This window comes from Saliphagus sp. LR7, from assembly GCF_003344565.1.
Classification (GTDB): domain Archaea; phylum Halobacteriota; class Halobacteria; order Halobacteriales; family Natrialbaceae; genus Saliphagus; species Saliphagus infecundisoli.
This window is the reverse complement of sequence record NZ_QPND01000009.1, coordinates 121,811-147,465: the sequence shown is the minus strand read 5'-3', so window position 1 is coordinate 147,465 and position 25,655 is coordinate 121,811. Positions and strand designations below refer to the sequence as shown.

Below are 25,655 nucleotides of genomic sequence, written 5' to 3'. Positions count from 1 at the left end.
TCTTACTACCTTCTTCGACCGCCGAGGTAGTAAGGATGCCGATTCGTGCGAAAACAAGAGGTGCGGGCGCTGTATCCCCTCCCTGCTCGCTGAGGAAGGGGGCTTAGCGCCCTCAATTACAGCTAAAATCCGATTATGACGAAGACGATAATATAGGCGATGATCCCAATGAGAGCAGTAAGAAGCATCCAGAAGCCGATGAAGATGGCTGCTTGTCGACCGGTCAGTTCGTCACCGTCCAGAACGGCGCCAGCCCCATCCACCATCTCTCTGAAGCCCATAATAAACAACAGACGGAGTGATGTTAACAAGCTTTGGTGACTTTTCCTCACCGTCTGAGGCGTGCGCAGGCGCGATGCAACACGAGATTCAGCCTACGAGTAGCGCTTCGAGGAGCGACCGGACGATCCTCGAAAGGTGTGATTGTTGGGCGGCACGCCCGGAACGATCGGAGAACGGAAGAATCGACGGAGCTGAGCAGCGATCCGACGATCAGCCCCGGACGGGCATGAACGCCAAGCCGGCGGTCACGATCATCGCCAGGATCGAGAGGATGACGACCCACCAGAGGCCGCTGATCCGCTGGTTGAACTCGTCGACGGCGGTCTGTTGGCTCTCCAAGCCCTCGACGTTGCTCGAGAGGATCGCCGTCTCGCCGTCGAAGTAGACGGCGAACTCCTGGCCGTTCAGGGAAACGGTGTCGGCGTGGGCGAGTTCGTTCTCGGTGACCTCCTCACCCTCGTACTCGACGGTGACGCCCTCCTCGGAGACGCTCGTCACCTGGCCCTCGACGACCTGTCCGCTCTCCTCCTCGTAGAACGAGATGGAGTCATTGACCTCGTAGCGTTCGCTGTCTATCTCCTCGAACTCCTCCAAGGGGACGGCCGTCCGCTCGCCGCCCTCGCCGGTGATCACGTACGGCCGGTCGTCCTCCTCGGAGAACTCCTCGATCTGGTATTCGTCCTCGTCGTACTCGCCGATCAGCGAGAACGCCTGGGGCCCGCTTTCGCCGCCAGCACTCGCATTGCCGCCACTCTCGTTGCCGGCGCTTTCATTGCCGCCGCTTTCGTTTCCGCCGGCGCTCTCGTTACCCGCTCCGCCCGCGGTTTCGTTACCGGCGCTCGCATTTCCGCCGCTTTCGTTGCCGGCGCTCGCGTTACCTGCTCCGTCCCCCCCGGATGGGGAGATCATTACCTCGTACTCCTGGCCGCCCTCCTCCGTGAGGACGGTGTCCCCGTTGGACCACTCGACTTCGAGGATCGCGGACTCGTTTACGTACTCGACGGTCCCCGACCCCTCGCTGAGCGTGGAGACGTTGAACGTCTGGCCGTCGACCTCGAGGTCCTGACCTTCCTCCTCTAAGGTGTAGTCGGCCTCGACGTCGTCGGCCGTCACCGACGGCGACGATGCGGTCGCGATGACGCCGTAGGCACCCGCGGCGACCACCACGAAGAGAACGGCGTAGAGGATCCCTGCTCGGAACTGCATGTCTAAGCCGTAGCCCGCCCCTCGTATAACGGTTACTAACTCCCGAGGCGCCCCCGCCGGAAGCGAGAACTGGCTCAGCTCCGCTCGGCCAGAAACGTCCGGATCCGGTCCTCGTCGACCATCCCGCCGCGGGCGCTTTGCTCGGTGCAGTTGAACGCGCCCGCCGCGGCCCCAAAGCGGCCGGCCTCGGCGGCGGATTCGCCGGCCAGCAGCCACTCGTGGATCAGCCCGCAGACGAACGCGTCGCCCGCGCCCGTCGTGTCGACGACGTCGACGTCGAAGGCGGACACCTCGACGACTCCTTCGGCGTCCCACAGCAGGGCGCCCGCCTCGCCGCTCGTGAGCGCCCCGCGGGAGACCCCTCGCTTTCTGAGCGCCTCGATGGCTTCCTCGCCGCGAACCCCGAGGTAGGAGTCGATCGAGACCTCGTTGGCGACGAACAGCGCGAGATGGGGGAGGAGGTCGTCGATCGTCTCGCGTTCGGTCGCCCGGTCGGCGAGTTCGTCCAACGTGCTCGCGAGATCGAAGACGAGCCGGATCTCCCCGTCGGCGGCGAGCTCGGCGAGTCGACGGCTCACCCGGTCGGGACAGAAGCCGTTGGCGAAGACGACCTCGGCCGACCGGAGGGCCGCCTCGTCCGCCTCGGTGAGTTCGAGGTTCTTCGCGGCGCCGCCGCCGGTGACGATGGTTCGCTCGCCGTCGGGATCGCGAAACACCATGCAGTACGTCGAGCGCTCCTCGTCGTCGTAGCGGACTCCCGCCGTCGAGACGCCCTCCTCGCGGAGGTTCGCCTCGACCAGGTCGGCGTTGTCGTCGTTGCCCAGTTGGACGACGACGCCCGTGTCGTGACCGAGCCGGGAGAGCCCGACCGCGCCGTTTGCGGCGACCCCGCCGAAGCCGACCGACTCCTCGTGGACGTAGGCGCCCGCGTCGGGCTCGGGCAGGTTCGAGACCAGGTACTCCTCGTCTACTAACGCGCTGCCGACCGAGACGACCTCGAGGGGCTCCTCCATACCGACACTGGGGACGTCGGGAACGTAAGTGTGGCCGGTTTCGGACGGGAGGATCGGTACTGCCTGCCCCGACGAGCGACGATACCCTGGTCCCGGAGTCCGACGGAACCCCCGCGTTGGCGTCCAGTGAGAGTACGCCACGATCGCGCGGTACCGCCGGTCCGTGGCGAGAATTTCGGCGTGTCAGGCCCCAACACTTTTGTGATCGCTGCCTAGTCACTACACATGGACCGACGAGACCTGTTACGGGGCGGCGCGGCCGTGGCCGCGATGGCGGTCGCCGGCTGCTCGGAGAGTGGAAACGGCAACGGGAACGGCGGCAACGGTAATGGTAACGGCGGTAACGGCGGTAACGGCGGTAACGGCGGCAACGGCGGGGACGAAACGGACGACGGCGAAAACGCGACCGACGACGGAAACGAGACGACCGACGACGAAACCGACGAGTCCGGCGGCGCTGGCGACAACGAGACCGGAGACGGCAACGAAACCGGGGGCGAGGATGCGACCGACAACGAAACCAACGGGTCCGACGGCACGATGGACGGCGGGGGGAACGAAACCGACGACTCCGCCAACGACTCCACGGACGAGGAGGAAACCGAGTCCGACGGCACGGACGGCAACGAGAGCGGGGGCGACGGCGCGCTGTTCGCGGACACCGTCGAGGCCGAGAACTCCTACGCGTTCGAAACCGAGGGCGGCGAGGGGGCCGAAGCGGCCGTCTCGAGCGGCCGGGTCGACGGGGAGAACATGTACGTGACGATCGAGGAGGGAGGGGAGACCGTCGAGATGTACGTCGTCGACGGTGAGACGTACTTTGTCGAGGGCGAGCAGTGTATGACCCTCCCTGGGATGGGCGAGCAGGAGTTCGATCAGGAAGCAGTCGAGGATCCGGAGGCCGAGGCGGAGGCCCAGCCGGAGCTAGAGGCCAGCGGCCGGGACACCATCGACGGCGAGGAGGTCCGGGTCTTCGAGATCAGCGGCGACGAGGCGGCCGAATACGACCAGGACGTGACCTACTACGTCAGCGTCGAGACCGGCTACGTCCGCCGGATCGAGACCGGCGAGTCGGTCACCGACTTCCACTCGTGGGGCGACGTCGACCCCGTCGAAGCCCCCGAAATGGAGTGTGTGGACATGGGGGAGTTCAACGAAAGCGACGTTCCGATGTAGCCACGAGAACGCGACGCTCCCGGGTCGTCGAAAATTCGGAGACCGGGGCCGAAAAAACGGAGTCGCCGATCAGATGACGCGGTTCTGGAGGTAGTCGAGGTGTTTGGCGTTGTAGACGATCCGGACCTCCTCGGCGGCGGGCGATCCGATGCAGGTCAGGCGGACGTTTTTCTCCTCGACTTCCTCGTCGGAGAGGATCTGTTGCATGTCCATGTCGATCTCGCCCTCCCGGACGATGGCGGCGCAGTTCGCACACGCGCCGGCCCGACACGAAAAGGGCCAGTCGTAGCCCTGGGCCTCGGCGGCCTCGAGGATGTACTCGCCCTCGTTGACGTCCAGGCTGCCGTAGTCCTCCTCGTCGAAGCCGGCGTCGGCGGCCTTCTCGAAGAGGTCGTCGTCGTCCATTTCCCAGCCCTGGTCGTCCAGTACTTCGTAGTTCAGGTATTCTACCGTGGGCATCACCCGCCGGTTCGAGACCCGGACTGGTATAGCTTGCTGTTGCGGCCCCGGGCGTCTCTCACTAGCATACGGCACGCCCGGACGGGAGTCGGTGGACGATCGGTCGGAAACCGCGGGCGATCAGAAGCCGAAAATCGGGAGAAATCGGAACGTCAGGAAGGCGCCGACCGTCGAGATGATCGGGACGACGTTCTGCATGAGGATCACCCGGGCGGTCGTCGAGGGGTTGAAGAGGTCCGAGGCGCTCGGGATGTCGTCGGTCTCCTCCTCGCCGATCTCGGGGGCGGGTTCGCCCTCCTCCTCCGCGGTGAGGGCGCCGACGGACACCGCAGTCTCCTCGCCCCGGCGGGCGTCGGTCAGCGTCGTCGTCCGGGTCGCCCGGCCCCAGCCCAGGCCGATGATGCTCATCGTCGCGACGACGACGAAACTCGCGGGGATCCCGATCGCCGACAGGACGATGACGATCGAGGAGGCGACGACGGCGACGACGATCGCCGCCGTCAGCGGGAGGTTCGTGATGTCGTTGCCCAGCGTATCGAGCGTGCGCCGGGCGATCGTGAAACAGCCGACCGCGACCGCGGCCGAGCCGATCAGGATCAGCGGGATCATCCCGACGTCGCCGGTCGCGTAGATCGGCGCGATCGCGTTCGCGATGTTGCTTGTCCCCGAGGAAAAGGCCATCAGGCACCCGATGACGACGACGACCGCCGCGCCGGCGGTCCCGCGGCGGTCGAGACCGTCCGGCGTCCGGACCGTCGGAACGACCCCCTCCAGGGAGACCGACAGCATCGGCTCCTCGCCCTCGCCGTCCTCGATCGCGACCCAGGCGTTGATCGCCGGGTAGAAGTACCGGCCGATCACGCCCGAGACCCAGAAGCCGATGATCGGCGCGACGACCCACCAGATGACGATCTCGCCGAGGACGGCCCAGTCGAGTTCGCCGGTCGCGAGCCCGAGGGCGGCGATCGCCCCCACGGCGGTCATCGAGGTCGAGGCCGGCACGCCCGCACGATTTCCCAGGAACAGGGCGCCGCCGATGAAAAAGAGTACGGCGACGTTGGCCTCGAGGGTGAAGACGCTCGTGTCGGTGACGAGTTCCTCGCCGAGAGTCGTGACGACCGCCGGCCCGATCGTGATCGCGCCGAGAAAGAAGAAGATCGACATGAGCGCCGCCGCCGCGAGCTTCGTGATGACGTTCGCGCCGACGGCGGGGCCGAACGCCGGGCCGGTCGTCGCGCCGCCGATGTTGTAACCGACGAAGACGGCGACCAGGAGACCGACGACCAGGAGTACCTCGCTCACACCGGATAGTCGAACGCGGCGGTTAAAAACACCCGTATCGGCGCGGGGGAGCCGACCGGAGGCCGGCGCGCCCAGTGGGGATGGCGGCCGGGGACAACGCGCTTTTGGCCTCCCGGCCCGAACCCGGCCCATGACCACGCAGGCCAAACGCGAGGCCGTCCGCGCGGACCTCGCCGACCGCGATGGCGCCCTCGTCGCCTTCTCCGGGGGCGTCGACTCGAGCGTCGTCGCCGCACTCGCCCACGACGCCATCGGCGACGACGCCGTCGCCTGCACCGCCAAAAGCGAGACCCTCCCCGAGGCCGAGCTCTCGGAGGCAAAGCGGGTCGCCGATGAGATCGGGATCCGCCACGAGGTCGTGGAGTTCTCGGAACTCGACAGCGACGCATTCGTCGAGAACGACGAGGACCGGTGCTATCACTGCCGGACGATGCGCCTCGGACGGATGTTCGAGAAGGCCCGCGAGCTCGGAATCGGAACCGTCTGTGACGGCACCAACGCCGACGACCCCGGCGCCGGCCACCGCCCCGGACTGCGCGCCGTCGAGGAACTCGACGTCGTCTCGCCGCTGCTTTCCCACGGGATCACCAAAGAGGAGGTCCGCGAGATCGCCGACGACTACGGGCTCTCGGTCGCGGACAAGCCCGCGATGGCGTGTCTCTCCTCGCGGATCCCCACCGGCCTCTCGGTGACCGAAGAGCGCCTGAGCCGGATCGAACGCGCCGAGGCCGTCCTCCGCGAGCGGGGCTTCTCGGGGTTTCGGGTCAGGGACCACGACGGCCTCGCGCGCATCGAGATCGATCCCGAGGAACTCCCCGAGGCGCTCGATCCAACCTTCGCCGAGGAGGTCAACGCGGCGCTTTCGGAACTGGGATTCGACCACGTCACCCTCGACCTCCAGGGGTATCGGACGGGAAGCGTCAGTCCCGGGGGCGAGGAGACCGACGACTCCGACGACGAGCCCCTCGTCGAGAACGTCTTCGACGTCCAGTACCCGACCGACGGTCCCTAAGCCGAGGCGACGCCGGGACCGGACGAACCGTCCCGCGAGCGCCGATCCGTTTGACGATCGCCGTATTATCTCCCTTGGATTCCCTAAGTAACTCGCCAAACGCTGTAGAATACGAATTGGATGGTGAAATATTGCGCTATACCATACGTTCGTCGTCCCCCACCGGATAGAGATGGACGATGGCCGAGGACCTCCCCGCGGCGTGGCGCCGGGACCAGCGACGGACGTACACCCCCGCCGACGGCGACGACGAACTCGAGTACGCGACCTACCTCCACGAGTCGGGCGACCTCCGGCTCCGGATCGCGCCCGCCTCCCTCGACGGCTACGAGACCCCCGGGTACACCCTCCAGGCGACGACGTACCCGGGGCTCGACTTCTCGGAAACGTTCCGGATCCGACAGGTGCTCACGTTCGGCCGCTGTCGGGCGATCGCGGTCCGGTTCATGGAGCTCTTTGCGGCCGCCTACGACGGTCCCGCCGACCTGGAGGCGGCCCTCGAGTACGGGTTCGACCGGACGAAAGCCTCGGGAGTCACGGATGGCCCCCTCGACCTCGGTACGGACGGGATCGACGAACGCCGGAACTAATCGTCGCTCGGAGCGGGGTTCGGAGAGGCGGCGGCCGGTTTCTCTCCGTCGGCGTAGGGGTACCACGCCTGCTTGCCGTCGTGCATGTACGGCGCCTCGAAGTCGGTCTCGGCGGGTTCACACAGCTCGACGATCGGCTCGGTCCCCGTCTCCTCGACCCACTCGCGGAAGGACTGGCCCTCCGTGCGGTGGGCGGCGAACGCCTCCAGAATCGACTTGATCGCGGCGGGGGCCTCGTCGGCGGGCACCCGCTGGGCGACCCACTCGACGAACGAGGGCTCGGCGCCGATCCCGCCGCCGACGCCGATGTCGAACGCCTCGACCATCTCGCCGTCCTTGCGGGCGCGCATCCCCTGGAGACCGATGTCTGCGGTCAGCGCCTGGCCGCAGTCGGCGGTACACCCCGAGTAGTGCATCTTGATCCCTCCGGCGTCGTCGGGGAGGTCGACGTTCGCCTCGAGCCACCTGAGCATCCGGCTCATTCGCACCTTCGTCTCGGTCAGCGCGAGCGAACAGAACTCGGTGCCGGTACAGGCCATCGCGCCCCGATCGAAGATCGAGGGGGTCGGCGAGTAGGTCGAAAGCAGGGGTTCGGCGAGCAGCGCGTCGAGGTCGTCGTCGCTCACGTCCACGATGATCGGGTTCTGGCGGCGGGTGAGCCGGACCTCGCCCGACCCGTAGGAATCGGCGAGGTCGGCGAGGGCGATGGCGTCTCCGGCGGGCATCCGGCCGACGGGGACCGAGAGCCCGACGTAGTTGCGGCCGTCGCGCTGGTCGCCGACGCCGACGTGGTCGTGGGGGCCGTCTTCGGGCGATCTCCCGGCGTTGTACGTGTACTCCTCGCGAAAGTCCTCGCCCGCAGTGTGGAGATCGAAATCGACGTAGCCCGCCTGGAGGGTCTCACGGATCTTTTCCATGCCCCAGTCGTCCGCGAAGAAGCGCGAGCGGTTCTTCGAGCGGTTCTGGCGGCCGCCGTGGTCGTGATAGAGCTCGACGAACCCGCGGCCGACCTCGTAGGCGTTCTCCGGGCGGACGAAGACATCGAGCGGGGTCGCCGACCGGGGCTGGCGCCCGCCGAGGCCGCCGCCGACCCGGACGTTGAACCCCCGGACCTCCTCGCCGTCGATCTCCTTGCGGGCGGGCTCGAAGCCGACGTCGTTGATCGAGTCCTGGGCACAGCCCACTTTGCAGCCCGTTGCGCTGATGTTGAACTTCCGGGGCATGTTCGCGAGCGCGTCGTCCCCGCGAAGCTCGGTCTGGAACCGCTTCAGGAGGTCGCCGGTCTCGACGTACTCCTCGGCTTTCCCGTGGAGGGGACACCCCGAGATGTTGCGCATCGTGTCCCCGCCCGCAGACCGAGAGGAGACGCCCACTTCCTCCAACTTCTCCCAGATTTCGGGAACGTCCTCGAGTTCGATCCAGTGGAGCTGTATCGACTGGCGGGTCGTGAGGTCGATCCAGCCGTTGCCGAACTCGGGGTTCTCGGCGGGGCCGGTCGCGTACTCGCGGGCGACTTCGGCGATCGCTCGAAGCTGTCCCGGCAAGAGGATCCCGCTGGCGTTCGTCAGCCGCATCATGAAATAGGATTCCTGGCCCGAGCGCTGGTGGAAGACTCCCCAGAACTTGAAACGAGTGAACCACTCGTCGCGTTCGTCCTCGGGGATCGCCTCGAAGCCGCCGTTTTCGGCGAACTCGACGATGTGCTCGCGGACCTCGTCGCCGTAACAGTCGGCCTTGTACTCCTCCTTTTTGTGGACCACTCAGACCACCCCGGATGGACGTTCGTCGCTATTCTTCTCTGAACGGTCTCGTTTCGTGGTGGACATCATGGATAGTGGCCATGTTGTGGACAGATATAGTAGTAATCGTTGACAAACAACGTATTTTCTCTCCCCATCCGTCGGAATCGACCGATCTCGAAGGACATATGATCAGTACTAGGACGTTCCCCACGAACCGCGGACGCCGGTTCGCCGGCGGTTTCTGGACGGTTATCGACCGGGACCGGACGGCCCCGGTCGGACGTCCGCGGGCCCGCCCCGCTCGCGGGTTTCGAGCCGACGCCGGACCCGCGCCAGGTCCGCCGGCGTATCGACCGCCCGGAGCCGGTCGGGATCGGCCCACTCCCGGAGGTCCGATTCGGGAACCCGAACCGTCTCGAGCCCCGAGACGGCAGCGACCAGGCGGCGCTCGTCGGCCCGGAGGGCGGCCTCGCAGGCCCGGCGCGCTCGCCGAGAGTCGTAGACGGCCGCGAGCGGCTGGGGGTACTCCTCGAGGACGGGGGCGGTCGCATCGCACCCACTGCGCTCGTGGGTCTCGAACAGCCGGGCGACGACCTTCGTTTCGAGCAGCGGGAGGTCACAGGCGAGGGCGATGGTCCGGTCGCCGTCGGCGACACGGAGCCCGCGGGCGAGCCCTGCGACGGGGCCGGCGTCGCGCTCGTCGTCGCGGTCGAGCGCGAATCGCGTTTCGGGAGGAAGGACCGCCTCGAACGCCCCGCGCTGGTCGGGCCGGCAGTTGACGACGACCTCCCCGACCTCGGGAGCGACCGCCCGGACGACCCGGGCGATCATCGGCTCGCCCGCGACGCGCGCGAGGGCCTTCTCGCGGTCGCCGAACCGTTCGGAGAAGCCGCCGGCGACGACGACCGCCGAGCGCACGGTCAGTCCCCCAACGACTCGAGGCGGACCGCACACTGCTTGAAGTTCGGCTCCTTCGAGCGGGAATCGACCTCGGGGAGCGTGAGATCGTTGGCCGCAGGGTGGTGGATCGGCAGCCAGACCATCCCCTCGGGGATCGCCTCGTCGGGCTCGAGCCGAACGCGGACCGATCCCCGCCGGGAGGAAAGCCGGGCGTGGCGGTCGTCGCCGGCGGTCGCCGGCGCGACGCGGGCGGTCGGCGGTTCGGCCTCGCGGGTCCTGACGCCGGTGTTGTAGCCGTCGTCCTCCCGGGCGGTGGTCAGCGTCAGCGGGTACTCGGAAGACGGGGGTTCGGGGTCGTCACCCGAGACGGCCGACGAGAACCGCGCACGCCCGGACGGCGTTGGAAACTCCCACCTCTCGGTGTCGCCACCGTGTTCCCCCCCGGTTCCCTCCCGGTAGTAGCGATACCCCCCTTCGGCGGTCGGCGTCGGCGCCGGCCACCGCACGGCGAGTTCGGCCTCGAGGCGTTCGTAGCCGATCCCCGAACAGTCCGCGGGGGTCCCCTCGGTGAGCGCGAGGAACTCCTCATAGATCGGTTTGGGCTCCGGCGGCTCCTCGAACAGTCCGGGGACGACCCGGTCGGCGATCTCGCCGATCAGCGCGAGGTCCGTCCGGATTCCCGACGGAGTCTCCGTCGCCGCCCGGACCCGCGAGATCGTCCGCTCCATGTTCATCACCGTTCCCTCCGATTCGCCCCAGGTCGCCGCCGGAAGGACGACGTCGGCGAGTTCGACCGTCTCGCTCCGGAAGGCGTCCTGGACGACCAGAAAGGTGTCCTCGAGACGGTCGCGGGCCGCGGCCGCATCCGGAAGACCTGCAGCGGGGTTCGTCGCGACGGCGTAGACCGCCTCCACGTCGCCGTCGATCGCCTCGCAGATCCCCACGGGACCCGGCCCCGGATCGTCGGGGAGCCGCGATTCGGGGATGCCCCAGGCGTCGGCGACCGCGCGGCGGTGGTCGGGGTCGTCGAACGGCCGGTGGCCCGGCCAGGTCCCCTTCGAGGAACAGACTCGAGTGCCCATCGAGTTCGCCTGGCCCGTCAGCGAGAACGGACCCGACCCCGGCCGGAGGTTCCCGCTCGCGAGACAGCAGTCGATCAGCGCGCCCGCCGTCGCGGTTCCGTCGACGCTCTGATTTACCCCCATCCCCCAGTAGACGAGCGTCGGCGCCTCGAACGCCGCCGCGAGCCGATCGACCGTCGCCACGGAAACCCCCGCCTCGCTGGCGCTCTCCGCGGCGGGCGGCAGGGTCGCGAGCAACTCGTCGAACCCCTCGGTCCGGGTCTCGACGAACTCGCGGTCTACCCCGTCGCGGTCGGCGATCCGGGCGAGTATGGCCCGCGCGAGCGCGAGGTCGCCGCCGGGGTCGACCGCGACGTGGTCGTCGGCCACCTCGGCAGTCTCGCTCCTGACTGGGTCGACGACGATCAGTTCCGAACCCTCCTCGCTCGCGCTTTGGCTGATCCACCGGAACATGACCGGGTGCGCGACCGAGGGATTGGCCCCCCAGACGAGGTGGGTCCTGGCGTCGGGGATGTCGTCGTACGTCGGCGGCGGCGCGTCGCTGCCGAAGGCGTCGTAGTAGGCGGTGACCGCCGACGCCATACAGAGCGTCGTGTTCGCGTCGTAGTAGCGCGTGCCCAGGCCGCCGCGGGCGAGCTTTCCGAGCGCGTAGGCCGCCTCGTTGGTCTGCTGGCCGCTTCCCAGGACGGCGACCTCGCCCGATTCAGTAGCAGCGGAGAGCCCGCTCGAGGCGGCCGCGAGCGCGTTCTCGATCGTCGTCGGGACGAGATCGCCCTCGCGCCGGACGAGCGGGCGGGCGAGCCACTCGCCGTCGGGGTCGGCCGTCTCGCGGACCCCGCGCTGGCAGGCCAGCCCGTTGTTCACGGGGTGTTCGGGGTTTCCCCGGACCGAGTCGAGTCCGTAGCCGCTGTCGACGCCGCGCTGGACGTGGCCACAGCCGACCGCACACCGCAGACAGGTCGTCGGCACGAACTCGCTCACGCGGATCGCCCTCCCGCCGTCCGCCGACCGACGCCGGCGGATCGACGAACGATCGGCGAACACCGAGTCGAACTCGTTGACGGGCGCATATTCACGGGAAAACCGTGGGTTGTGCGGAAGTAAAACGCTACCCGTTTAACAAACGGGTGTTTTTCCTCCCTGCGATCGGATCCCGACAGTCTTGGGACGGATGGGAGGAATACTAGGACGTTTGTACCGAACGAACCGGGGCCGCGATTCGACGTCCGTCGATCACTCCTGGCCGGTCCAGCGAAGCAGGAGCAGGGTCCCCTCGAAGAGCGCGATCATGAGGATCCCGACGATGATCGGCGCCATCAGCGTCGGGTCGATCGTGAACATAAAGGAGAGGCCGAAGAAGCCTGCCCAGAAGTACAGCCGCTTGTCGGCGAGCCACCGGCGGGTGGTCACCCCCATCATGATCGCGAGCATGATGAAAAGCGGGATCTGGAAGACGATCGCGAGAAAGCCCGTCAGCGTGATGATGAGATTGAACGTCTCGCCCAGCGCGTAGGCGATGCCGGCGCTGCCCTCCGAGTAGTAGGTGAAGTACCGAAAGAGGATCGGCAGGACGAGCACGAACGAGATACCCATCCCGACGACCGCGAGCACGAGGCTCATTGGCACCGCCGAGAGGTAGTACTTGCGCTCGTTGGGGTACAGTCCCGGCCGCATGAACAGGTAACACTGGTAGACGAACATCGGCAGGCCCACCAGGATGCCAAGCAGGGCGGCGACCTTGATCCGGGTCAGCCAGAGCTCGAGGGGGTGGTAGACGTGTGGGGGCGCCTCGAGGGTCGCCGGCAGGACGTTCTGCCAGATGTAGTCGATCGCCGGCGAGGCTCCCAGCAGCCCGATCGCGGTGCCCGCGGCGCCAAAGAGGAAGACGACCGCGAGCCGGAGAATCATCTCCTCGATGTGGTCGGCCAGGGGCATCTCCTCGTCGTCGGGCGGGGTGGAGATCCCCCCCAGGTTCTCGTCATGTCCCCCGCCTCCGGGCTGGTCGCGGACGTATCCCTCGCCGTCGGTCTGGGCCTCCGGCAGGTCCGTTCCCGTCACGTCCGCCTCGCTCGCGTTCGCCCCGTCCGCGTCGCCGTCATCGCTTTCGATCGCCGTGTCGTCGGTCGATCCGTCCCGGCTCTCGTCGGACTCGGCGCTCGCGTCGTCGTCCGCAGATTCGTCCGCGTCTCCGGGTGCAGCGAGGTCGTCGGCGCCCTCGCTCGCGGACTCGTCGCTCCCCGTGTCGCTCTCGCCCGCGGCGTCCGCGAGGCCATCGTCCGCGTCGTCCTTGTGGTCATCGTCCGCGTCGTCCTCGTGGTCATCGTCCGCGCCGGAGTCCGAGCCTCCGTCCGCGTCCGAAGCCTCGAGATCGACCGGATCGGGCGTTACCGACGGCCAGCCCTCGAGGGTATCGACCGTCGGACCGTCGTCGGTGTCGTCGGAATCGCCGGCGTCGGCCCTCCCCACCTCGTCGCTATCGGTATCGTCGCTCGCGGCCTCGCCGCTTTCCTGGTCATCCGCCGTGTCGCCCGCGTCGGCCGGATCGGTCGATCCGGCCGCATCAACATCGGAATCGGCGATCCCGGCGTCCGTGTCCGTGGTATCGGGGTCGTCGCTTACGGCCTCGTCGCCAGTCGCGTCGTCGGCCGCCGCCCCGTTTATTTCGCCATCGTCGGCTCCGCCGGCTTCGCTGCGTCCGTCCGTATCGTCGGTTCCAGCGCCGTCCGCGCCCTCCGTCGCGTCCTCACTGGATCCGTCGTCGATCGCGTCCGATCGCGTCTCGAGGTCGGACGGGTCGATCGGCGACCCCCGGTCGGAGTCCTCGGGGGAGTCCCGTGGCTCCTCGGAGCCGTCGATGGGGTCTCCCTCCTCCGACTCGTCCGACTCGTCGGGCATCTACGGGACATAGATCGGCCGCCGGTTATAGGCCTTTTTCTTACGATCACTCCGGGACGACGGGTCTTCCGGGGAAAGACAGGGTGGTCCCGAGCCCCCGACACGAAAGGTTGATAACTGGATATAAGCACGGTACGTGTACGCGATGAGCTCCGCCGTCGACGAAGACACCCTCCGGGCGATCGACAGCGGCAGGCAGACGATCGCCGAGGTGCTCTCGGTCGCACAGAACCATCTCCAGAAGATATTCATCGTCTTCGTCATCGGCTTCATCGGCTCGTTTTACGCCCTCCGGATCTACGTCTGGGAGTTCCTCAAGGCGACGGCCGAAGCCGAGATGTCGAGCCAGCTCGCCGGCCAGACCGACGTCATCACCCGAACGCCGTTCGAGGTGATCCTGTTGCAGGCGAAGATCGGGATGATCGTCGGCGCGATCGTCTCGATCCCCGCCGTCCTCTACTTCGCGCGGAAACCGATCAGGGAACGGGGCTACGAGTCGGCGATCCCGATCTCGACGGCGTCGATCGTCGGCTTCGTCGTGAGCGCTCTGGGGCTGTTCTGTCTCGGGATCGTCTACGCCTACGTCGTCTTCTTTCCGTTCGCCTTCGAGTTCCTCGCGGGCAACGCCGACAGCGCGGGTGTCAACCCCAACTTCGGAATCACCGAGTTCACCAACTTCATGGCGTTGCTCACCATCTCCTTCGGACTCGCCGCCCAGCTTCCCCTCTTCATGGGCGCGCTCGCCTACACCGAGATCGTCCCCTACGAGACCTTCCGGGACAAGTGGCGCCACTCGATCGTCGCCATCGCCGTCTTCGGCGCCCTGTTCTCGCCGCCGGACCCCTTCACGCTGGTCATGTGGATGATCCCGCTGACCGCCCTCTACGCGTTCAGCCTCGGGCTCGCGAAGTTGCTGACCAACACCCGCAGGCGGGGCGCCGCCGAGGCGATCGGCGGCACCAGCCTGCTCCGAAAGCGGGCGCTCCAGGCCGGCGGAATCCTGGGCATGGTCTGGCTCGCCGTCGCCGGCTTCGTCGAATTCGGCGGCTTCGACGTCTTAGAGGACGAACTCTACCCCCTCCTGCCCGAACTCATCCGGCCGGGCGGGCCGACCGCCCTCGAGACCCTCGGCGCCGAGTACGGCGCCGCGGGCGCGCTCCTGGCGGGTCTGCTCGTCGCCGCCGTCATCGGCTTCCTCGCGCTGTTCGTCTACACGATCAAGGTGCTCCAGGAGCCGGTCCACCCCCGGATCGACCAGATCCGGACCGGCGAGCCCGAGGAGATCGACATCGACGTCCTCGACGCCGATGCCATCGATGCCGTCCCGCCACAGGCGTTCCTCGAGATGGACGAAGAGGAGGCGATGGACCACGCCCGCCAGGCGATGTTCGACGACGACCGCGAGAAGGCCCAGGCGATCCTCGATCGGTTCGACACCCTCCACGCAGAGGACGAGGGACCGACCGCCGAGGGGGAGGGCGGCGCTGCGGGCACGGTCGCCGGCGACGCCGCGACCCCAGGCGAGACCGCTGGCGGCGGGGACGAGGGCCCACCGGCCCCCGAAGAGGAGGAGGGCAACGTTTTCTCGAGTACCGCCGCCGACATCCTGAACTCCTTTACCGAAGAGGAGACGACCGAGGAGGACATCGGCGGCTACGCCTACGACGTCGCCTTCATCTTCCAGAGCCTCACCTCGCGGATGTTCCGCATCGTCGGCCTGTTCATGGTCGTGATGGGCGGGGTGTTCATGGGGCTTTACTCCGGCGGGCTCGGATGGGTCCTCGAAACGTTCGTCTCGAACGTTCCCCGCGAGTTGCTCGTCTCGCTCGCGGAGCTCCGGGGGACGAACGTCTCGCCGGACGCCGACACCCAGACGCTGATCCAGGAGGGCGACTTCGTCATCGCCCTCCACCCCGTCGAGGTCCTGATCTTCGAGGTGAAGGTGAGCGTCATCGCGGGGATCATCGCCGTCCTCCCGCTGATCCTCTACTACGCCTGGCCGGCGCTGAAAGAGCGCGGGCTCGCCCGGGGCGACCGTCGGGTGTTCGTCCTCTGGGGCGGGGGCCTGATCGCCGGCTTCGCCGTCGGGACCTTCCTCGGCTTTTTCTGGATCGCACCCTCGGTGATCTCCTATCTGATCTCCGATTCGATCGACGCCGGGATGGTGATCTCCTACCGGATCAAACACTTCATCTGGATGGTGATCTTTACGACCATCGGCATCGGCTTCCTGCTCAACATCGTCGTCACGATGGCGCTGTTTCACGTCGGCGGGCTCGTCCCCTACCGGACGATGCTGCGGGGCTGGCGGGTCGTCATCGTCGCGATCTTCACGGTCGCGGCCTTCGCCACTCCCTCGGGGATCCTGACGATGCTCCTGTTCGCGTTCCCCATCGCCCTCACGTACCTCCTCGGCCTCGGGGTCCTCTACCTGCTCACCGCCGGCGGCCGGTTCTTCGGGGGCAAACGGAAGGGGCCGACGCTCGATACCGGCCTTCTTAACCGCTGATCGCCGGGCGACGGGCCGGTCGGCGGATCAGTTAAACCATCCGCGTCCGAAGACGCTCCATGCCCAAAATCAGCGTCGAGATCCCCCGGGAACTCCTCGAGGATTTGGACGACCACGTCGGCGACGACGGCAAGTTCGTCAACCGAAGCGACGCGATTCGAGCCTCGGTCCGGAAGACCCTCGATATCCTGGACGAGATCGACCAGCGCCACGACCGGCTCGACGAGGACTCCTGATCGTCTCGCGATGGCCTAATTGATCCGCTCGGCGAACCCGAACCGGGGTTTGACGTCCTCGACCCGGACCCGAACCGTCTCGCCGTCCTCGGCGTCGGGAACGAACAGGCGAAAGCCCGAGACACTGGCGATCCCGTCGCCCTCCTCGCCGACGTCGACGATTTCGACCTCGAGTTCGTCGCCTTCTCGGACGGGCGCGGTCAGGCGTTCCTTCCCGATCAAGTAGAGTTCGGAGGACTCCTTCCGGGAGGCCTCGGGCGTCGTCGCCCGGACGTACCGGAACTCCTCTTCGACCTCCGCTCGGAAGTCGGAGACATCGGGGCCGTCGAACACCTTCACGACGAAGTCGCCGCCGCTTCCGAGCAGTTCGCAGGCAGTCTCGAAGGCCTGCCGGGCGAGGTGGAGCGACCGGGCCTGATCCAGCGAGTACTCCCCGGTCATGTTCGGCGCCATGTCCGAGACGACCGTGTCGACCTCTCCTCCCGCAGCATCGCGAACCCGCTCGCGGGTGCGTTCCTCGGTCATGTCCCCCCGGATCGTCTCGACTTGGTCGTGCTCCAGGTCATCGATCCGCTGGAGGTCGACCCCGATCACTCGCCCCTCCTCCCCGACGCCTTCGGCGGCGACCTGGAGCCACCCCCCGGGTGCGGCCCCGAGATCGACCACGGTGTCGCCCGGCGAGAGGACGTTCTCGAGGTCGTCGAGCTGTTTGAGCTTGTAGGCCGACCGCGAGCGATACCCCTGCTGTTTGGCCCGGTTGTAGTAGTCGTCACGGCCGTTAGCCATGGCGGCCCACCTCGCCGGAGGCATCCGCTCGCTGGCGCCTCGAGCCGGGATCGGATCGGATCATACCCGTCCCGAGGGGCCGGAGTCGGTAAGCGTTGACGCCTCGTCTCGCTGCCCCCGTCGCTTCGACCGACTCCCCGAATCGATCCGAAACTCCCGGGAACCGTTTCACTTCCACCCACCAAAGGGTGGCTTTTTGTACCGACCGTTCGTATTCGCCTCCATATGTTCAAGGCCATCGTGAGCGCGGCAACGCTCTCCAGTACGCTCGATTCGGTGAGCGTGCTGGTCGAGGAGTGCAAGATCCATCTGGACGAGGACGGCCTCCAGATCCGCGCCGTCGACCCCGCGAACGTCGGGATGGTCGACCTCTCGCTCTCGGCCGATGCCTTCGAATCCTACGAGGCAGACGGCGGCCTCATCGGCATCGACCTCTCCCGGCTCGAGGACATCGCGGGCATGGCCGAGACCGGCCAGCTCGTCCAGCTCGAACTCGACGAGGAGACCCGCAAGCTCCAGATTCAGATCGACGGTCTCGAGTACACGCTGGCGCTGATCGACCCCGACTCGATCCGCCAGGAGCCCGACATCCCCGATTTAGACCTCCCCGCAGAGGTCGTCCTCGAGGGCAGAGACATCAACCGGTCGGTGACGGCCGCCGACATGGTCTCCGACCACATCACCCTCGGCGTGGACGACGGCGAAGAGTACTTCTACGTCGATGCCGAGGGCGACACCGACGACGTCCACCTCGAACTGACCGAGGAGGACCTCATCGATCTCCAGACCGGCCCGGCCCACTCGCTGTTCAGCCTCGACTACTTGAAGGACATGAACAAGGCGATCCCGACCGACGCCGAGGTCACCTTAGAACTCGGCGAGGAGTTCCCGATCAAGCTCCACTACGGCTTCGCCGAGGGCGATGGCCAGGTCACGTACATGCTCGCCCCGCGGATCCAGAGCGACTAAGAGCGCCGTTTTTTTCGAACTCGGAAAACGATCAGTCCGCCGCGTCGGGGATCTGGCCGTCCTCGACGTACGGCAACTCCCTCGCTTTCTCCCGAACGGCATCCGCGTTGGACTTCATCAGCGCCGTCGTGTCCCAAACCCCCTCCGTGAGAGCCGTGCGCTGGGCCGTATCGACGGCCGCGTCGATCGCGTGGTCCTCGCCGTCGGCACCGTAGGTGACGAGTTCCCGGTCGACGTCGATGGCGATCTCGGCGTCGGGGTGTTCCTCTACGTAGGCCTGGAGCGCCCCGACCTCCTCGGTGCTCGCCGTGATCGTCGGGATCCCGAGCGCGAGACAGTTGCCCGCGAAGATCTCGGCGAAGCTCTCGCCGATCAGGGCGTCGATCCCCCAGCGCTTGAGCGCCTGGGGGGCGTGTTCTCTCGAGGAGCCACAGCCGAAGTTGGCGTTGACGACCATGACGTTTGCCCCCTGGAACCGCTCTTCGTTCATCGGGTGGTCTTTCTGGTCGTCGTCGTCCCCGAACCGCTGGTCGAAGAAGGCGAACTCCCCTAGCCCGTCGAAGGTGACGACCTTCATGAACCGCGCGGGGATGATCTGGTCGGTGTCGATGTCGTTTCCCCGGATCGGGACGCCGGTGCCGGAGACCGAATCGACCTCCGGAATTTCGACGTCGCTCACGCGCGAGTCACCTCCTTCAACTCGCGAACGTCGGTGACCTCCCCGGCGATCGCCGCCGCGGCGACCATCCGCGGGTTCATCAGGACCGTCCGGCCGTCCTTGCTCCCTTGACGGCCCACGAAGTTCCGGTTCGAGGAACTGGCACAGGCCTCGTCCCCCTCCAACTGATCCTCGTTCATCCCGAGACACATCGAGCAGCCGGCGTTTCGCCAGTCGAAGCCCGCGGCCTCGAAGACGTCCTTGAGTCCCTCCTCCTCTGCGGCGCGCTGGACGCGCTGGCTGCCGGGGACGACCATCGCGCGGACGTCCTCGTGGACCTCGCGGCCGGAGACGATCCCGGCCGCCCGGCGGAGGTCGGGCAGTCGAGCGTTCGTACACGATCCCAGGAAGGCGACGTCTACCGGATAGCCCGCCATCGTCTCGCCCGGTGTAACGCGCATGTGCTCCTGGGCGCGCCGGGCCGTGTCCCGTTTGTCCTCCGGGAGGTCGTCGGGATGGGGAATCGGCTGGGTGATGCCGACGCCCTGGCCCGGTGTCGTCCCCCACGTCACGACGGGCTCGAGCGAGGAGCCGTCGATGGTGACGACGTCGTCGTACTCGGCGTCCTCGTCCGAACGGATCGACTCCCAGTAGGGTTTGAGCTCGTCGAATCGGTCGGGGTCGTCGGCGAAGGCGTCGGTCTCGGCGAGCCACTCGTAGGTGGTCTCGTCGGGGTTGACGTAGCCCGCACGCGCCCCGCCCTCGATCGACATGTTGCAGATGCTCATTCGACCTTCCATCCCCAGGCTCTCGATGGCCTCGCCGGCGTACTCGTAGACGTAGCCGACGCCGCCCTCGGTACCGAGCCGGCGGATGATCTCGAGGATCACGTCCTTGGCCTCGACGCCCGCACCGAGTTCGCCCGTGACCTCGATCTTCCGGACCTTCTGTTTCTCCATCGCGATCGTCCCGGTCGCGAGCACGTCCCGGATCTGGGAGGTGCCGATGCCGAAGGCGAGCGCGCCGAAGGCGCCGTGGGTCGAGGTATGGCTGTCGCCACAGACGATCGTCTTCCCCGGCTGGGTCAGCCCCTGCTCGGGACCGATGACGTGGACGATCCCCTGGTCACCGCTGTCGGGATGCGAAAACTCGATGCCGGCCTCCCGGACGTTCGCCTCGAGTTCGCTCATCATCTCCTCTGCGGCGTCCTCTGCGTACGGTCTGGACTGATCGGCCGTCGGAACGATGTGATCGACCGTCGCGTGTGTGAGTTTCGGGTAGGCGACCTCCAGATCGCGCTCTCTGAGCATCCCGAACGCCTGCGGGCTCGTGACCTCGTGGATGAGGTGGAGGCCGACGAACAGCTGGTCCTGGCCGGTGGGGAGCTCCGTTACCTTGTGGCGCTCCCAAACCCGATCGTAGAGCGTGCGCTCGCTCATTCCTCGGTATCCTCGCCGGCCTCGCCCCGCTCGAACACCCGGTTTACGTCGTCGGCGTCGTGGGGCGGGGTGTGGCTGACGTCCTTCATCGTCGCCGGCTCCTCGTCGGCGTCCCTGCCCTCGTCGCGGCCGCCGTCGGCCACGACGGTCCGCCCGCGGGCGAACAGGTTGCCCGCCGGCTTCCCGGTGTAGGGGCTGGTGTGGCTCACGTCCCGCATTCGCGTTCCGTCGTCGGTGTCTGTGTCGTTCGTGTCGGTCATTGGTCTCAGTCGTCGGCCGGCGCTTCGGCCGGCTTCTCTTCTTGCTCGTCGGCCCAGGCGAACAGCCCCCGCAGGCGCTCGCCGACCTCCTCGATCTCGTGGTCCTTCTCGGCCTGGCGGATCTGGGTGTACTTCGGTCGCCCGACCTGGTTCTCGGCGATCCACTCGCCGGCGAACTCGCCGCTCTGGACTTCCTCTAAGATCTCCTCCATGTTCTCGCGGGCGTTGTCGTCGATCACGCGATCACCCCGGGTGAGCCCGCCGTACTCCGCCGTATCGCTCACCGAATCCCACATCTCCGAGAGCCCGCCCTCGTACATCAGATCGACGATGAGCTTCAGCTCGTTCATGCACTCGAAGTACGCCGCCTCGGGGCTGTAGCCGGCGTCGACAAGCGTCTCGTAGCCCGCTTTCACCAGCGAGGTGACGCCGCCACAGAGAACGACCTGTTCGCCGAAGAGGTCGGTCTCGACTTCCTCCTGGAAGGTGGTCTCCAGGACGCCCGCCCGCGCACAGCCGATGGCCTTCGCGTACGCCAGGCCGCGCTCGGTCGCCTCGCCCGTGGTGTCCTGGTAGACCGCAAGCAGACCGGGGGTTCCCTGGTCGTTCTCGTAGTTCCGGCGGACGAGGTGGCCCGGGCTCTTCGGGGCGACCATCGTCACGTCGACGTGTTCGGGGGGCTGGATCTGGTTGTAGTGGATGTTCAGCCCGTGGGCGAACTGGAGGGTGTCGCCGTCCTCCAGGTGCGGTTCGATCTCCTCGTAAACCGCCGACTGGACCGTGTCGGGAACCAGTACGGAGATGACCTCCGCAACCTGTGCGACTTCGGCCGGGGTCCCGACCTCTAATCCCTCCTCCTCGGCGGCCGCCCTGGACGAGGAGTCCTCGCGGAGGCCGACGCGGACGTCGATCCCACTCTCTTGCATGTTCAGCGCGTGAGCGTGACCCTGGCTGCCGTAGCCGAGTACGGCGACCGTGGTGTCCTCGAGGTACGATTCGTCGACGTCGTCTTCGTAGTAGACCTGGGTGGTGAATTCGTCAGTCATCGTCGGAGTGTGTCGTCTGTGGGGTCGTCGGTGTTCCGTCCGCCTCGTATTCGACAGGCGATTCCTCTCGTGCGGCCGTCCGGTCGTCGCCCCGGGCCAGTGCGGTCGTCCCGGTCCGGGAGATTTCGCGGATCCCGAACTGGGAGAAGGCCTCGACCGCGGCCTCGACCTTCTGGCGGCTGCCCGTGACCTGGATCGTCGCCGTCTCGGGGGTCGCGTCGACCGTCTTTCCGTCGTACATCTCGGTGACTGCGGCGACCCGGTCGGGCCGGGTCGCGCTCACCTTGATGAGCATGAGTTCCCGGCGCATCGCGTCGGGCTCGAGTTCGCGCACCGAGATGACCGGCACGAGCTTTCGCAGTTGCTTTTTGGCCTGTTCGATCCCCGGCTCGTGTTCCTCGATGACGAGGGTGATCCGGGCGCGCTCTTCGTCCTCCGTGGGGCCGACGGTGAGGCTCTCGATGTTGAACTGGCGTCTCGAGAACAGCCCGGAGACGTCCGAGAGCACCCCCGGCTCGTGGGTCACGAGCGCCGAGATGACCGTCCGACGGACCGCGGGTTCGGCCTCGACTTCGGGGTCGATCCGGATCCCCTGGGCGTTTCGCCGGCCCTCCGGACGCGGGCGTTCCTCGGGTCGGGGCCCCTCCAGACCCTGCGTCATAGCTGGTCCTCCGTCAGCGCGAACTGACCGTTGTCGCCGCCGCTCGGGACCATCGGGTAGACGTTCGCTTGCGGATCGACGTGGGCATCGATCACCGAGGGGCCATCGTAGTCGAGAGCGGCTTCGACGGTGTCGGCGACCTCGTCGTAGTCGTCGATCCGGAAGCCACGCGCGCCGAAGGCCTCCGCGAGCTTGTCGAACTCGGGACACCAGCCGTACTCCGAGGCCGAGTGTCGCCCTTCGAAGAAGGCGTCCTGCCACTGGCGGACCATCCCGATGTACTCGTTGTTGAGAACGACGACCGTGATATCGAGGTTCTCCCGGACCGCGACGGCGAGTTCCTGCATCGTCATCAGGAACGAGCCGTCGCCCTCGACACAGATGACCTCCTGGTCGTCCTCGGCGGCCAGCCGCGCGCCGATCGCCGCGGGGAAGCCATAGCCCATCGTTCCGAGGCCGTGACTCGAGACCCACGTCCGGGGCTCGGTGTAGGTCCAGTACTGGCAGGCCCACATCTGGTGTTGGCCGACGCCGGTGGTGACGATCGCCCGGTCGCTGGTCGCCTCGTCGACCGCCTCGACGACGAACTGGGGTTTGACCGGTTCGTCCTCGGGCGTGTCGTAGGCCATCGGGTACTCCGACTTCCACTGCTGGCACTGGGCACGCCACTTCTTTGCTCGGGGCGATTCCTCGACTTCCGCCGACAGTTGGTCGACGACCGTCGCGGCGTCGCCGACCAACGGATACTCCGCGTGGATGTTCTTGCTGATCTCGGCGGGGTCGATGTCGACGTGGATCACCTCGGCGTCGGGCGCGAACGTCTCGATTCCACCGGTGAGGCGGTCGTCGAAGCGGGTGCCGACGGCGATCAACGTATCGCAGTGGGTGATCGCCATGTTGGCGTAGCCGGTGCCGTGCATCCCCGCCATCTCCATCGAGAGCTCGTGGTCCTCGGGGAAGGCACCGATCGCGGGCATCGTCGTCGCGACCGGGATCTCGTGGTCGGTCGCGAACTCTCGACACTCCGCGCTCGCGTCGCCCTTGATGACCCCGCCGCCGAGCAAGAAGAGGGGTCGGTCGGCGCTCTCGATCCGGCGGGCCGCGGCGCGGACGACCTCGGGGTCGGCTCGCTCCTGGACGTCGTAGGTGTCGGGAACGCGGGCCTCGCCGGGTTCGCGCTCGGTGTCATCCAGGGTGACGTCCTTCGGGAGGTCCACGAGCGTCGGTCCCGGCCGGCCGGTGTTCGCGAGCGCGAACGCCTCGCCGACGTCGTCGCCGACGGTGTCCGGATCGCTCGAGAACGTGTTGGCCTTCGTGATCGGCGTCGTCACCCCGGTGGTGTCGGTCTCCTGGAAGGCGTCGTTGCCGACCATCTCCGTGGGGACCTGGCCGGTCAGCGCAACCACGGGATCGGAGTCCATGTCGGCGTCGGCGAGCCCCGTAACGAGGTTCGTCGCACCCGGACCCGACGTCGCGAGGCAGATCCCAGGCTCGCCGCTGACGATCCCGTAGGCGTCGGCGGCGTGGGAGGCCCCTTGCTCGTGGGCCATCGTGACGTGCCTGATGTCGGAATCGTAGAGGGCGTCGTAGACGGGCATGATCGCCCCGCCCTGGACGCCGAAGGCGTACTCGACGCCGACGTTCTCTAAGGCGCGGATCACCGACTGGGCGCCCGTGGTGACGGGTTCGGCGGTGGGTTCCGCGTCGGGTTCCGGGTCGTCCGATCGCTCCTGTGCTCGTTCCTGTTCGGGAGTCGCGACCGACGGGGCGGGCTCGCTCATCGGGCTCCCCCCGTTCGTGTCGGTCGCATCCGTCGGTTCGGTCGGTGTCGTGTCATCTGGTGTGGCTGTCGGCGGCAGGCGTCGCTCGGAAAACGGTACGGGTTCGGGGTCGGGAGAAGGGGTGGTGTGGGGGCTAGGCGGCCCCTACAATAGCGAGCGACGCGACGCTGTCGGCGCCGAGTTCCGGCTCGAGTGCGCGTCGCGTCATCAGTACCCTGGTAGGGGACCCCATCCATATAACCGTTGCGTGGCCGGCATCGTTTGCGTCCCGAGCCCGCGACGCGAGCCCGCGAGCCCTCCAGCCGGCGCTGGCCACCCGTGAAAGCCGCTGAGCGGGGCATTCAGGCCCGCACCCCCTCTCGCTTTCTGATCCCCTCGTCGTCGGCAAAGCGCTCCAGGTCGGCGACGGTGACCTGGCGCTTCTCGGCGCCGAAGTCCTTGACCCGCCGGGTGACCGCCCGGACCTCCTCGTCGGTGGGGTCGTACCCCTGCTCGCGCAGGCGTTCGCGCACCGAGTGGGTGCCCGTGTGCTTGCCCAGGACGAGTCGGCGCTCGGCGCCGACCATCTCGGGGGTCATCACGCCGGGTTCGAACGTGTCGGCGTTCTCGATGACGCCCGCGGCGTGGATCCCGCTCTCGTGGGAGAAGGCGTTCGAGCCGACGACCGGCTTGTTCGAGGGGGTCGCGACCCCGCTCTTCTCGGCGACCATCTCCGAGAGTTCGGTGATCCGGGTCGTGTCGATCCCCGTGTCCGTCTGGTAGAGCGACTCGACGGCCATCACGTACTCCTCGTAGGCGGCGTTGCCCGCGCGCTCGCCGATCGAGTTCACCGAGACCTGGGCCTGCTCGGCCCCGGCCTCGATCCCCGAGAGCGCGTTCGCGGTCGCCAGCCCGAAGTCGTCGTGGGTGTGGACGTCGATCCGTGCGTCGGTGTGGGCGACGATCTTCTCGATCAGGTCGTAGAACCGCCGCGGGGTGGCGACGCCACACGTGTCCGGAACGTTGATCCAGTCGGTTCCCGCCTCGGTGACCGCCTCGACGGTCTCGAGTAAGAACGCCTCGTCGGTCCGGGTCGCGTCCATCGGCGAGAACATACACTCCGCGCCCGCCTCTTTGACCCGTTCGACCGACTCGACTGCGCGCTGTACTACCTCCTCTCGGGTCGAGTGCATCGAGTCCTCGATCTGGACGTCGCTGGTGCTGGCGAAGACGTGGACCAGTTCGACGCCCGAATCCAGCGCCGCCTCGACGTCTCCCTCGACGACGCGGGCCAACCCGCAGGTCGTCGTCTGTGTCGAGGAGGCGATGTCGCGGACCGCCTCGAACTCCGCGTCGGAGTTGACGGGGAACCCGGCCTCGATGACGTGGGTTCCCATCTCGTCCAGTAGCGAGGCTATCTCGCGTTTGTCGTCGTAGGAAAACGACGTTCCCGGGGACTGCTCGCCGTCCCGCAGGGTCGTATCGAACACTCGAGCCGTCTCGATCTCCTCAGTGGAGTCTAACGTGCCCTGGAAGAACTCGACCGCCCTGAGGGGTCTCAGAGCCGGTGTCTGGTGTAGACATCGTGTCCCATCCGAGGAGCGACGACGTATATAAACCTGACGCCAGGGCGGAGCTCGGAGGGCGGCCTCACGCCGACCCACGCGCGCGC

Annotated in this window: 23 protein-coding genes; 6 read left to right on the top strand and 17 right to left on the bottom strand. The window is 67.3% G+C overall.

Going from position 1 to position 25,655, the window contains the following annotated elements:
• Window positions 1-122: 122 nt before the first annotated feature.
• The 3 genes from DVH23_RS24290 to DVH23_RS13825 all read right to left on the bottom strand — a co-directional run bounded on the left by DVH23_RS24290 (window position 123) and on the right by DVH23_RS13825 (window position 2,501).
• The gene (locus DVH23_RS24290) at window positions 123-281 is read right to left on the bottom strand and encodes a hypothetical protein (RefSeq protein ID WP_198667931.1); all 159 of its coding nucleotides are present in this window, start codon (window positions 279-281) and stop codon (window positions 123-125) included.
• A gap of 211 nt (window positions 282-492) precedes the next feature.
• The gene (locus DVH23_RS13830; protein WP_114578009.1) at window positions 493-1,488 is read right to left on the bottom strand and encodes a hypothetical protein; all 996 of its coding nucleotides are present in this window, start codon (window positions 1,486-1,488) and stop codon (window positions 493-495) included.
• A 74-nt stretch (window positions 1,489-1,562) separates the two neighbouring features.
• Complete coding sequence (locus DVH23_RS13825; protein WP_114578008.1) at window positions 1,563-2,501, bottom strand: carbohydrate kinase family protein; 939 nt, start codon at window positions 2,499-2,501, stop codon at window positions 1,563-1,565.
• A gap of 225 nt (window positions 2,502-2,726) precedes the next feature.
• On the opposite strand from DVH23_RS13825, the gene DVH23_RS13820 reads away from it, so the two are divergent.
• Window positions 2,727-3,677 (top strand): twin-arginine translocation signal domain-containing protein, encoded by a 951-nt coding sequence (locus DVH23_RS13820; protein ID WP_114578007.1) that lies wholly within the window; start codon window positions 2,727-2,729, stop codon window positions 3,675-3,677.
• A 69-nt stretch (window positions 3,678-3,746) separates the two neighbouring features.
• Here the strand turns inward: DVH23_RS13820 and fer are convergent, their stop codons facing one another.
• Together fer and DVH23_RS13810 are read right to left on the bottom strand one after the other, a co-directional pair.
• Complete coding sequence (gene fer / locus DVH23_RS13815; protein ID WP_114578006.1) at window positions 3,747-4,136, bottom strand: ferredoxin Fer; 390 nt, start codon at window positions 4,134-4,136, stop codon at window positions 3,747-3,749.
• Between the two features lie 120 nt (window positions 4,137-4,256).
• The gene (locus DVH23_RS13810; RefSeq protein WP_198667930.1) at window positions 4,257-5,438 is read right to left on the bottom strand and encodes an inorganic phosphate transporter; all 1,182 of its coding nucleotides are present in this window, start codon (window positions 5,436-5,438) and stop codon (window positions 4,257-4,259) included.
• A gap of 130 nt (window positions 5,439-5,568) precedes the next feature.
• Between DVH23_RS13810 and larE the strand changes: the two genes are divergently transcribed.
• Together larE and DVH23_RS13800 are read left to right on the top strand one after the other, a co-directional pair.
• On the top strand, window positions 5,569-6,450 hold the full coding sequence (larE, locus tag DVH23_RS13805) for an ATP-dependent sacrificial sulfur transferase LarE (protein ID WP_114578004.1): 882 nt from the start codon (window positions 5,569-5,571) through the stop codon (window positions 6,448-6,450).
• Window positions 6,451-6,629: 179 nt separating this feature from the next.
• Window positions 6,630-7,040, top strand: coding sequence for a hypothetical protein (locus DVH23_RS13800; RefSeq protein ID WP_224827637.1), 411 nt, complete (start codon window positions 6,630-6,632; stop codon window positions 7,038-7,040).
• Here DVH23_RS13800 and DVH23_RS13795 read toward each other — a convergent pair.
• The 4 genes from DVH23_RS13795 to DVH23_RS13780 form a co-directional block, all read right to left on the bottom strand.
• A complete protein-coding gene (locus tag DVH23_RS13795) occupies window positions 7,037-8,800 on the bottom strand; it encodes a nitrite/sulfite reductase (protein WP_114578003.1) in 1,764 nt (587 codons plus the stop codon). The two genes, DVH23_RS13800 and DVH23_RS13795, sit on opposite strands and share 4 nt — an antisense overlap.
• 231 nt (window positions 8,801-9,031) lie before the next feature.
• Window positions 9,032-9,700: a molybdenum cofactor guanylyltransferase gene (locus DVH23_RS13790; RefSeq protein WP_157972401.1), complete on the bottom strand. Its 669-nt coding sequence runs from the start codon at window positions 9,698-9,700 to the stop codon at window positions 9,032-9,034.
• Between the two features lie 2 nt (window positions 9,701-9,702).
• Window positions 9,703-11,745 (bottom strand): assimilatory nitrate reductase NasA, encoded by a 2,043-nt coding sequence (nasA, locus tag DVH23_RS13785; RefSeq protein WP_114578024.1) that lies wholly within the window; start codon window positions 11,743-11,745, stop codon window positions 9,703-9,705.
• A gap of 252 nt (window positions 11,746-11,997) precedes the next feature.
• Window positions 11,998-12,873: a twin-arginine translocase subunit TatC gene (locus DVH23_RS13780; RefSeq protein WP_232833765.1), complete on the bottom strand. Its 876-nt coding sequence runs from the start codon at window positions 12,871-12,873 to the stop codon at window positions 11,998-12,000.
• A gap of 931 nt (window positions 12,874-13,804) precedes the next feature.
• Here DVH23_RS13780 and DVH23_RS13775 point away from each other — a divergent pair.
• Together DVH23_RS13775 and DVH23_RS13770 are read left to right on the top strand one after the other, a co-directional pair.
• Window positions 13,805-16,168: a twin-arginine translocase subunit TatC gene (locus DVH23_RS13775; RefSeq protein ID WP_114578022.1), complete on the top strand. Its 2,364-nt coding sequence runs from the start codon at window positions 13,805-13,807 to the stop codon at window positions 16,166-16,168.
• Window positions 16,169-16,227: 59 nt separating this feature from the next.
• A complete protein-coding gene (locus DVH23_RS13770; RefSeq protein WP_114578001.1) occupies window positions 16,228-16,404 on the top strand; it encodes a CopG family transcriptional regulator in 177 nt (58 codons plus the stop codon).
• Window positions 16,405-16,419: 15 nt separating this feature from the next.
• On the opposite strand, the gene DVH23_RS13765 is transcribed toward DVH23_RS13770, so the two are convergent.
• Entirely contained in the window at window positions 16,420-17,190 is a 771-nt protein-coding gene (locus DVH23_RS13765) for a 23S rRNA (uridine(2552)-2'-O)-methyltransferase (RefSeq protein ID WP_114578021.1), read from the bottom strand.
• 225 nt (window positions 17,191-17,415) lie between these two features.
• Here DVH23_RS13765 and DVH23_RS13760 point away from each other — a divergent pair, with 225 nt between their 5' ends.
• Window positions 17,416-18,159: a DNA polymerase sliding clamp gene (locus tag DVH23_RS13760; RefSeq protein WP_114578000.1), complete on the top strand. Its 744-nt coding sequence runs from the start codon at window positions 17,416-17,418 to the stop codon at window positions 18,157-18,159.
• Window positions 18,160-18,190: 31 nt separating this feature from the next.
• On the opposite strand, the gene leuD is transcribed toward DVH23_RS13760, so the two are convergent.
• From leuD to DVH23_RS13725, 7 genes are all read right to left on the bottom strand, one after another.
• Complete coding sequence (gene leuD / locus DVH23_RS13755; RefSeq protein ID WP_114577999.1) at window positions 18,191-18,838, bottom strand: 3-isopropylmalate dehydratase small subunit; 648 nt, start codon at window positions 18,836-18,838, stop codon at window positions 18,191-18,193.
• Window positions 18,835-20,256: a 3-isopropylmalate dehydratase large subunit gene (gene leuC / locus DVH23_RS13750; protein ID WP_114577998.1), complete on the bottom strand. Its 1,422-nt coding sequence runs from the start codon at window positions 20,254-20,256 to the stop codon at window positions 18,835-18,837. The genes leuD and leuC overlap by 4 nt, the downstream gene beginning before the upstream one ends.
• Window positions 20,253-20,516 (bottom strand): hypothetical protein, encoded by a 264-nt coding sequence (locus tag DVH23_RS13745; protein ID WP_114577997.1) that lies wholly within the window; start codon window positions 20,514-20,516, stop codon window positions 20,253-20,255. Before DVH23_RS13745 ends, leuC begins: the two co-directional genes overlap by 4 nt.
• Window positions 20,517-20,521: 5 nt before the next feature.
• Window positions 20,522-21,562, bottom strand: a complete 1,041-nt coding sequence (gene ilvC / locus DVH23_RS13740) for a ketol-acid reductoisomerase (protein ID WP_114577996.1) — start codon at window positions 21,560-21,562, stop codon at window positions 20,522-20,524.
• Entirely contained in the window at window positions 21,555-22,223 is a 669-nt protein-coding gene (gene ilvN, locus DVH23_RS13735) for an acetolactate synthase small subunit (protein ID WP_114577995.1), read from the bottom strand. The genes ilvC and ilvN overlap by 8 nt, the downstream gene beginning before the upstream one ends.
• Window positions 22,220-24,004, bottom strand: coding sequence for a biosynthetic-type acetolactate synthase large subunit (gene ilvB, locus DVH23_RS13730; RefSeq protein WP_114577994.1), 1,785 nt, complete (start codon window positions 24,002-24,004; stop codon window positions 22,220-22,222). The genes ilvN and ilvB overlap by 4 nt, the downstream gene beginning before the upstream one ends.
• Window positions 24,005-24,345: 341 nt before the next feature.
• The gene (locus tag DVH23_RS13725; protein ID WP_380683943.1) at window positions 24,346-25,596 is read right to left on the bottom strand and encodes a LeuA family protein; all 1,251 of its coding nucleotides are present in this window, start codon (window positions 25,594-25,596) and stop codon (window positions 24,346-24,348) included.
• Between the last annotated feature and the right edge of the window lie 59 nt (window positions 25,597-25,655).

What these genes read in the sequence shown, in the direction of transcription:
- DVH23_RS13800 (WP_224827637.1), top strand. Translation starts at nt 6,630, where the DNA reads ATGGCCGAGGACCTCCCCGCGGCGTGGCGCCGGGACCAGCGACGGACG.
- leuC (WP_114577998.1), bottom strand. Translation starts at nt 20,256, where the DNA reads ATGAGCGAGCGCACGCTCTACGATCGGGTTTGGGAGCGCCACAAGGTA.
- DVH23_RS13770 (WP_114578001.1), top strand. Translation starts at nt 16,228, where the DNA reads ATGCCCAAAATCAGCGTCGAGATCCCCCGGGAACTCCTCGAGGATTTG.
- DVH23_RS13745 (WP_114577997.1), bottom strand. Translation starts at nt 20,516, where the DNA reads ATGACCGACACGAACGACACAGACACCGACGACGGAACGCGAATGCGG.
- DVH23_RS13760 (WP_114578000.1), top strand. Translation starts at nt 17,416, where the DNA reads ATGTTCAAGGCCATCGTGAGCGCGGCAACGCTCTCCAGTACGCTCGAT.
- ilvN (WP_114577995.1), bottom strand. Translation starts at nt 22,223, where the DNA reads ATGACGCAGGGTCTGGAGGGGCCCCGACCCGAGGAACGCCCGCGTCCG.
- fer (WP_114578006.1), bottom strand. Translation starts at nt 4,136, where the DNA reads ATGCCCACGGTAGAATACCTGAACTACGAAGTACTGGACGACCAGGGC.
- DVH23_RS13775 (WP_114578022.1), top strand. Translation starts at nt 13,805, where the DNA reads ATGAGCTCCGCCGTCGACGAAGACACCCTCCGGGCGATCGACAGCGGC.
- DVH23_RS13820 (WP_114578007.1), top strand. Translation starts at nt 2,727, where the DNA reads ATGGACCGACGAGACCTGTTACGGGGCGGCGCGGCCGTGGCCGCGATG.
- DVH23_RS13765 (WP_114578021.1), bottom strand. Translation starts at nt 17,190, where the DNA reads ATGGCTAACGGCCGTGACGACTACTACAACCGGGCCAAACAGCAGGGG.
- ilvC (WP_114577996.1), bottom strand. Translation starts at nt 21,562, where the DNA reads ATGACTGACGAATTCACCACCCAGGTCTACTACGAAGACGACGTCGAC.
- DVH23_RS13830 (WP_114578009.1), bottom strand. Translation starts at nt 1,488, where the DNA reads ATGCAGTTCCGAGCAGGGATCCTCTACGCCGTTCTCTTCGTGGTGGTC.
- larE (WP_114578004.1), top strand. Translation starts at nt 5,569, where the DNA reads ATGACCACGCAGGCCAAACGCGAGGCCGTCCGCGCGGACCTCGCCGAC.
- ilvB (WP_114577994.1), bottom strand. Translation starts at nt 24,004, where the DNA reads ATGAGCGAGCCCGCCCCGTCGGTCGCGACTCCCGAACAGGAACGAGCA.
- DVH23_RS13825 (WP_114578008.1), bottom strand. Translation starts at nt 2,501, where the DNA reads ATGGAGGAGCCCCTCGAGGTCGTCTCGGTCGGCAGCGCGTTAGTAGAC.
- DVH23_RS24290 (WP_198667931.1), bottom strand. Translation starts at nt 281, where the DNA reads ATGGGCTTCAGAGAGATGGTGGATGGGGCTGGCGCCGTTCTGGACGGT.